6 protein-coding genes and 2 tRNA genes are annotated in these 6,285 nt (G+C 33.6%); 2 read left to right on the top strand and 6 right to left on the bottom strand.

The annotated features are described in order from the left end of the window. Window positions 1-106: 106 nt before the first annotated feature. The 3 genes from ACFIMX_RS08055 to ACFIMX_RS08045 form a co-directional block, all read right to left on the bottom strand. Window positions 107-181 (bottom strand) — tRNA-Val (locus tag ACFIMX_RS08055). A gap of 97 nt (window positions 182-278) precedes the next feature. Next, the gene (gene cpdR / locus ACFIMX_RS08050; protein ID WP_005773448.1) at window positions 279-641 is read right to left on the bottom strand and encodes a cell cycle two-component system response regulator CpdR; all 363 of its coding nucleotides are present in this window, start codon (window positions 639-641) and stop codon (window positions 279-281) included. A gap of 842 nt (window positions 642-1,483) precedes the next feature. After that, entirely contained in the window at window positions 1,484-2,401 is a 918-nt protein-coding gene (locus ACFIMX_RS08045; RefSeq protein WP_375694301.1) for a serine aminopeptidase domain-containing protein, read from the bottom strand. Between the two features lie 260 nt (window positions 2,402-2,661). Here ACFIMX_RS08045 and ACFIMX_RS08040 point away from each other — a divergent pair, with 260 nt between their 5' ends. Continuing rightward, window positions 2,662-3,129 (top strand): Hsp20 family protein, encoded by a 468-nt coding sequence (locus ACFIMX_RS08040; RefSeq protein ID WP_375613075.1) that lies wholly within the window; start codon window positions 2,662-2,664, stop codon window positions 3,127-3,129. A gap of 251 nt (window positions 3,130-3,380) precedes the next feature. Here the strand turns inward: ACFIMX_RS08040 and ACFIMX_RS08035 are convergent. Continuing rightward, window positions 3,381-3,457 (bottom strand) — tRNA-Pro (locus ACFIMX_RS08035). Between the two features lie 609 nt (window positions 3,458-4,066). Here ACFIMX_RS08035 and ACFIMX_RS08030 point away from each other — a divergent pair. Continuing rightward, complete coding sequence (locus tag ACFIMX_RS08030; protein WP_375618518.1) at window positions 4,067-4,432, top strand: iron-sulfur cluster assembly accessory protein; 366 nt, start codon at window positions 4,067-4,069, stop codon at window positions 4,430-4,432. A 63-nt stretch (window positions 4,433-4,495) separates the two neighbouring features. On the opposite strand, the gene mazG is transcribed toward ACFIMX_RS08030, so the two are convergent. Together mazG and ACFIMX_RS08020 are read right to left on the bottom strand one after the other, a co-directional pair. Further along, on the bottom strand, window positions 4,496-5,317 hold the full coding sequence (gene mazG, locus ACFIMX_RS08025; protein WP_375640099.1) for a nucleoside triphosphate pyrophosphohydrolase: 822 nt from the start codon (window positions 5,315-5,317) through the stop codon (window positions 4,496-4,498). 33 nt (window positions 5,318-5,350) lie between these two features. Continuing rightward, entirely contained in the window at window positions 5,351-6,280 is a 930-nt protein-coding gene (locus tag ACFIMX_RS08020; RefSeq protein WP_375640115.1) for a lipid A biosynthesis lauroyl acyltransferase, read from the bottom strand. Between the last annotated feature and the right edge of the window lie 5 nt (window positions 6,281-6,285).

The raw sequence follows: 6,285 nt of genomic DNA, 5'->3' as shown, positions 1-6,285 counted from the left end.
TTTATAGAGAAATGTTAAAAATCCTATTCCCTAACTTTTATTTACGCGTCCCTCACTGTAAAAAATATATGGAAAATCAATAAATTATTGTTGATATAAAATGCAATGGTGGGCGTGACAGGGATTGAACCTGTGACCCCTACGATGTCAACGTAGTGCTCTCCCGCTGAGCTACACGCCCATTCATTGATGTTGCATACACCATATAGAATGCCAAACGTCAATGCCTAATTTTATTTTCTCTTTCAACAGATGCAAATAACTTTAAAAAATACTTTTTAAGCAGCGATAAGGATCTTTTCAACTTCATTGACGAGTTCACGTAAGTGAAATGGCTTAGAGAGAACCTTTGCATCAGGAGGGGCATCACTATTTGAATTGAGTGCTACCGCTGCAAAACCCGTAATGAACATTACTCGTAAATCGGGGTCAATCTCAGTCGCACGTCGTGCAAGTTCGATTCCGTCCATCTCTGGCATCACAATATCAGTCAGGAGAAGGGAAAATGGCTCTTCTTGTAAACGTTCATATGCGCTAATACCATTATCGAAATCGGCGACTTCGTAGCCTGCACGTTCTAGGGCTTTTACGAGAAAGCGACGCATATCGTTATCATCTTCTGCGAGCAGGATTCGTTTCATGATTATATTCCAATGGCTCCATTTGTCAGAGTTTTGCCGCATCAATTATACAATATAGAGTATTTATAAAAAAGATGGTAAAATGCTCATAATTGAAATGAATGGCAAAATGGTTAATTCTTACATTCTGATTCAAAATACAGCATATTCGTTGTGAGTTGGTTAAATTCGAAATATATGTGATTTTGAAAAAAGAAGGGGTTCTCTAAAACTACTAAGATGATTCATTACTATCTTTTCTTTTAAAGTTACTGATTATTATCAGAATTCCATTAAAAAACTTATGAAAACCGTTATTGTAGGGTTTTCATATATCGAGAAATTAGAAGAATATTATGTTAATTTATTGTTTTTAAAAAGTTCTCCTAAGAAATAGAAATTTTATAGTTATTTATTTTTATAGAGATTTGTAATAAATATTATAAATGCGCTTTATTTCCATTTTTTTCTTAAATAGATGAAAACTATTGTTTTCCTAGATATAATATTAAATTATCACTTAATAAAATATCAAAAATAGTATTTTGATGCTTTATTTGTAAATATGTATCATGTTATATTAAGATATATTTATTATTTTTATTTATATAAATAGTTTTTTTATTAAGTTATTTTTTATGATGTAAAATAATATTGTTTAATGTAATGATATACTTTGTATATTAGTTTTTTATTAGAATGCGTGGTGAATATTTAGGTCATGGCTTGCCTGTAAAGGCTAGAAAACGAATCATATGAGTGGTTGGAAAGAAAAATCTATTATATTTATAAAGTGTTTGTAGATCCAATGCTCGTAGAAATTTTCTTTTTTGATGGGGTGGAGCGGAAATTAAGGTTTAGTGTTATTTTACAGATACATTATCGGGAATAAAGGCATCAAATGCAGCCCAAAATTGTTTTTTATAATCTTCGTTAACCATAATTGTATCCAGTTCAGCGCCTGTAATAGTAATACTTTCTGTTAGACGTGTGTGTTGGCATAATTGCCGCACTTCAATGTTGTTTGCAATATTGTTTTGATTGGCAAGAATAAAGAGTGTTGGGATTCGTAAATTTCCATGAAGTACATTTCTTTTCATAGAATCAATCGCATTAAATACTGAAGCCATCCATTGGGATGTTGGGGGCTTAATGGAAGGGAGCGGCACTTTATGTATGTGTCCCAATTGTATATTTTTTTGTTTTGTCTTGTTTAATTTTTTCCCATCTTTCACTGATATAAAGCCAAGACCTATATCAGAAAGAAATTGTGTTAATTTATGTTGAAAACTATTCGTTTTATTGCCGAATGGAGCAAAAAGAGGAGAAACACAGAGCAATCTATTAAACTGATGATTAATGAGATCTAATCCGCTAAGTGCTATCAATCCACCTATGCCATAGGTGAGCATAGAGTAAGGCGGCGGACAATTAGGATAAACAATATTTTTAAGAAATTTATATAAGTCATTAATATCATTATTTATATCAAAACAATGATATCGTCTTTGTTTTCTTATCTTGAAGGATATTTTTTTTTGATCAAAGCAGTCAAATATTGCTGTATGAAAACCGCGTTTAGAAATTTCATTTATTAATAAAAAATATTTTTCTAAAGTATTTGCGTAGCTTTTGAGAATAACAATTGTTCCCTTAGATTTTTTCACCTCAGGATATGTTATAGCAAAACGAATTTCGTGATCTATTGCTATTTTAAGAGTATCATGATGGATATTAAGAGAAGTGGAACCCCAGTCTATGGGATAAAGAGGTGTTTCCAATTGAAATCCTTTTTACAGTGTATTTGCCGTTTAGTGCTTTGATATTTATGTAATGAAGAAAGAGGATTAAAAAAGGGGTATATTGCTTTTTAGATAGTTTTTATCAATTTAGGTCCCAAAGAGTTGAAATAAAGAAAAACGATTACTAGATAATATAGTGCGGTTGCCATGATGGGGCCGCAGGTTCACAAGTAAGTTTGCCATGTGGGAACTTTGTGAATTAATTATAAATTATAGTCGCTCTAGAGGAGGGCAATATTATGCGTCAAGTAGATTTTTCACCATTTTATCGTTCCACAGTAGGTTTTGATCATCTTTTTAACTGGTTTGATTCTAGAACACAACCAGACGAAGTTTCTTCTTATCCCCCTTATAATATCGAGCGTTTAACTGAAGATTCTTATAGAATTTCTATGGCTGTTGCTGGTTTTTCTCAAGATGAAATTGATATTGAAACGCATTGTAACCAGCTGATCGTTAAGGGAGATAGAAAGTCTAAAAATGATGATGAAGAGCGAGAATTCCTTTATCGAGGTATTGCTTCGCGTGCTTTTGAACGGCGTTTTCATTTGGCTGATCATGTTAAGGTTATTGGGGCAGAACTTGGAGATGGGCTTCTTCATATTCAGCTTAAAAGGGAAATGCCAGCTGAATTAAAACCCAAAAAGATAACCGTACAGATGTCACCATCCATTACAAAAAATGATAACAGCGACGTTATCGTGTAAAGAAAATTTAGAAAATATGAGATCGGATAACTATAAATTTTTCTGAAGAATAAAAACGCGAGGCAAAAGGTCTCGCGTTTCGTATGTGTTTTCCTAAGAACGAAGCGCGTTTTAATAAAACAGCTTATCTCGAATTTATGATAAAATATCATTGCACATTATTCTACGTTGAAGAAAAAGTTCATGTGTGTGCAATTGAAATGCATAATAATTCACTTTTTAAGTAAGCTTATTTTATAGCATTTTAAAAATGGTCGGAGCGGCGGGATTTGAACCCACGACCCCTTGACCCCCAGTCAAGTGCGCTACCAAGCTGCGCTACGCTCCGAGTTCGTGTAAAACGATTAAATGACTGTTTCTTTAAAGGCAAGAGAAAAAATAAACAGAATAAAATCTAAAATGCTTTTGCACTTAGAGCTTTTGAAAGTAAAAAATTTGGGACATCAATATTTTGTTGTTAATTCAAGATAAATAACGAATTTGTAAAATTCTTTGTGATCATTAAATTTTTAGCTTTATAGTTAATAGATGTATGCATTTAATTACTTTTGAGATTGTGAGTAGGGGGGTAAGATTGGTGACTTTAGGGGTATGAATTGGAGCAAATGAGTGCGGAAGGTATATTGTTTTCTTACCTAATCGTTACTTTTCTAAAAAGATAAGGATTTTCAAAAGAAGAGGAGTGAATGTATGGTTTTGAAAAGTTTCGTTTTTTTAGAGTTTTATAGATGAGGTATTTTGCATTTTATGTGGATAAAAAATTGTAAGTTCTGGATTGTATAATTACAAATCTCATTTTACGGGTATGTATTTTTATCCAAATAAACAAGGTCAGAATGCTTTAATTGATGTTTCGTTTTTTTTTCTAAAATATCAGATAAAATATTATAGAGGAAAAACTTTCAAAGTGTCTATTGAACTAAGAAAAGAGTAAAGGATGAGCCGTTTTTCGGTAATAAATTTGACGCAAGCAGCAGTGGATCGTGTTAAAGCGATTATGGATGCAAAAGATGCACAGGGTATTCTTGTTGGTATCAAAAAAGGTGGTTGTGCAGGGATGGAGTATACAATTACTCTTGTCAAAGAAAAGGGGATAGATGCGGATGTTGTTGAAGTGAATGGTGCCCGTGTTTTTGTAGCACATGATGCGGTATTATTTTTATTAGGGACGCAGATGGATTATGAAGTGACAACGCTTCGGTCGGGTTTTGTCTTTAAAAATCCTAATCAAGTTTCAGCATGCGGGTGTGGCGAATCGGTGGAACTTCGTCCTGCTACGCAGGATCAATATAAAACAAATTGAGCTGAGCTAAATTATAATTTAGTAATTTTAGAGGGGCTTGTTCTTTTAGGTAGAAGAAATCTACTATTTTTTATCGTTCATTTTAGCTTGCTTCCAAAGTTCTTCCATTTCATTCAAGGATGCGTCAGTGAGTGTTTTAGATTGAGTGGATAGCTTTTCTTCAATATAGGCGAAACGATTTCGAAATTTTATATTCGTTTTTTTTAATGCTTTTTGTGAATCAATCGCTAAGTGGCGCGCGAGATTAAGGAGTATAAAGTAGAGATCTCCAAACTCTGCTTCTATCTCTGAGTTTTGTTTATTTTTGATGGCTTCTTTGAGCTCTTCGAGTTCTTCTTCTATTTTTTCAAAAACTTTATCACTTTTTTGCCAATCAAAACCTACTTTAGCTGCTGCTTCTTGTAAAGCAAGTGCCTCTTGGTTTGCTGGCTGGATTTGTTTTACTTTTGCGAGTATGCTTGTGGAGGAATTGTTGTTTTTTTCTTCGCACATTCTTTTTTGTTCAACCTGTTCTCTTTTTTTTATATATTCCCACTCCTCTTTTATAAATCCTCGTTTTTTTTGCTCGGCATTTCCAAAAACATGAGGATGGCGTCGAATCATTTTTTCTGTGATTGCATAAACAACATCTTCAAAAGTAAAGCTGCCTTCTTCTTGTGCTATGGTAGCATGATATACAACTTGTAAAAGAAGATCCCCAAGTTCTTCACAGAGATCCTTTCGATTTTTTCGTTCAATGGCATCGATGACTTCGTAAACTTCTTCGAGCATATAGGGTATGAGGGATTCAAAAGTTTGTTTTTTATGCCAGATACAACCATTATCAGAGTTTCGTAATGCAGTGATAATTGTAGTGAGATCTCTGATATCTTTTGAGGCTAACATTTTGCACTTCCTTTGTAAGCAATAGAGCTTATGTTAGATGTCCCAACGTCTATGTAACCACATCCATTGTCCAGGATATTCACGGACCCAAGATTCAACAATATCATTTAATTTTTGCGTAGAAGCAGCTATATCGATATCATTTTTTTCATCACGTGGAAGTTCTACATGTTCATATAACTCTAAACGATGACGTCCACTAGGCAAACGAATACAACGTGCTGGATAAATATCACAGTCATATTGTCGAGCAAGTTTTATAATTAAGGGGTTTGTTTTAAGAGGTCTGTTAAAAAATGTTCCCATGATACCGCGGCGAAATTTTTGATCAACGAGCATACCAACATTTTCACCATCTTCTAATTTGGCTGCTAATGCCCATGCTGCACCGGCCTTGGAGGGAACAAGATGTCCCATAGAAGTTTGTCGTGCTTTAAGGATTCGTTTGGCAACATAGGGATTATTGGGTGGTCTAAATAATACCGTAACATTAAGATCAAAACTTTGTGCACAAATAGGCAGAAGTTCAAAATTGCCAGTATGTGCGGTGAAAAAAATATGTGGTTTTTTTTCATTTTTTAATCGCTCAAATATTTCAATGCCTTTAACCTCAATGAAACCTGGCTCGTCTGCATGAGGATCAAAATCAAAAATTTTATCAAGAAAAATATATTCAGCTAGGAAACGTCCTATATTTTCCCACATTTCTATTGCAATCGCACGGAGTTCTTGCTCTGCTTTTTCTGGATATGCACTCCTAAGGTTTGCAAGTGTGATTTGATGACGATGTACAAGGGGACCAATTTTTTTTGCTAACCAAGCAAAAAAAGAAATTCCCATTTTGGCTGGAAAACATTTTAGAATAAATAAAGAACCAAAGAGTAGATATGCCCATAACAAGTAGGATATTTTTTTAGCTATAATTTTAATACGATATATGAGATTTTTAAGAGAAAGCTTCATCATGA

This window comes from Bartonella sp. AD24XZML, assembly GCF_042196485.1.
Lineage (GTDB): Bacteria > Pseudomonadota > Alphaproteobacteria > Rhizobiales > Rhizobiaceae > Bartonella.
Note: the sequence above shows the minus strand (reverse complement) of the source record. Positions and strands in the feature narration are given on the sequence as shown.

What these genes read in the sequence shown, in the direction of transcription:
- cpdR (WP_005773448.1), bottom strand. Translation starts at nt 641, where the DNA reads ATGAAACGAATCCTGCTCGCAGAAGATGATAACGATATGCGTCGCTTT.
- ACFIMX_RS08040 (WP_375613075.1), top strand. Translation starts at nt 2,662, where the DNA reads ATGCGTCAAGTAGATTTTTCACCATTTTATCGTTCCACAGTAGGTTTT.
- ACFIMX_RS08030 (WP_375618518.1), top strand. Translation starts at nt 4,067, where the DNA reads ATGAGCCGTTTTTCGGTAATAAATTTGACGCAAGCAGCAGTGGATCGT.
- mazG (WP_375640099.1), bottom strand. Translation starts at nt 5,317, where the DNA reads ATGTTAGCCTCAAAAGATATCAGAGATCTCACTACAATTATCACTGCA.
- ACFIMX_RS08020 (WP_375640115.1), bottom strand. Translation starts at nt 6,280, where the DNA reads ATGAAGCTTTCTCTTAAAAATCTCATATATCGTATTAAAATTATAGCT.